The 1,070-nt window shown below is 48.0% G+C and carries 1 protein-coding gene; it reads left to right on the top strand.

Annotated features, from left to right (window positions below; genetic code table 11):
* A partial coding sequence (locus R7Q38_RS24635; protein WP_318114696.1) for a methyl-accepting chemotaxis protein occupies positions 1-933 on the top strand: 933 nt, incomplete at its 5' end.
* Positions 934-1,070: the final 137 nt, after the last annotated feature.

Genomic DNA, 1,070 nt, shown 5'->3' with positions numbered 1-1,070 from the left:
ATGACGGTTGAACTCGATTCTCGCGGCAAAGATGAAATCGCTTCCATCTCGAACAGCATTAATGCCTTGATCTCTAACTTCAGAAAGCTGCTATTTGACGTTACTAAGACCAATAACGAGAGCTCAAATCGACTACAAAACATTGTTGAATCTGCGCAGGATCTTGATAGCAGTAGCCGCTCTACCATCGCTAAGTGCGACAACATCGCAACCGCGATGACTGAACTCGCACAATCGAGTGTGGAAATCGCTCAGTCCGCAGAGCGCGCAATGGGTGACACCACAACCATGAATAACAAAGTGGTCGACTGCCAGACCCAAAGTGAATTGTCTTACCGCTCCGTACAAAGCTTGTTGGAGCAGATCAACGCCACTGAACAATGCATGGCAGAATTGGCGAACGACACGCAGAGCATTGGCCAAATTGTCGAGACCATCAACAGCGTTTCTGAACAAACCAACTTATTAGCCCTTAACGCAGCAATCGAAGCCGCTCGTGCGGGCGAGCATGGTCGCGGCTTCGCGGTTGTCTCTTCTGAAGTGCGTGATTTGGCGCAGCGCAGCCAAGAAGCTACCGAGAACATCAGCAAACTGTTGGACCAAATTGGCGAGAAAACCCGTTTCTCAGTAGAAAGCATGGCGAAGAGCAAACAAGCCAGTGACGACACGTTTGAATCCGTGCAACAAGTGAATGAGAGTGTGTCTTTACTCGAAAGCAGCATCGAACACGTGAACAATCACATCAGCACCATTACGCACTCGACCATTGAGCAATCTAAAGCATGTGAAGCCATCGACCAAGATATCGACGTATTGGCGAGCATCGCGCACAAAACGGGTCAGCACGCTGATGACTTGAACCAGATTGTTTCCGGTTACCAAGCTGAAGCGATGGAGCTAAAACATCAGCTAAGTGCTTTCAAATTGGCATAGAGAATTCTTGGGGGAGGCAGTTTTCTGCCTTCCCTATCTTTCTCACTCTGTAAATACAACAAAGCCCAGAATCAATCTGGGCTTTGTTTTTTATCCGCCGTGTTTTTGTTGATACATCCGTTCGTCGGCGATTTTCA

This window comes from Vibrio sp. Vb0598 (assembly GCF_033338935.1).
Classification (GTDB): Bacteria; Pseudomonadota; Gammaproteobacteria; order Enterobacterales; family Vibrionaceae; genus Vibrio; species Vibrio alginolyticus.
Note: the sequence above shows the minus strand (reverse complement) of the source record. Positions and strands in the feature narration are given on the sequence as shown.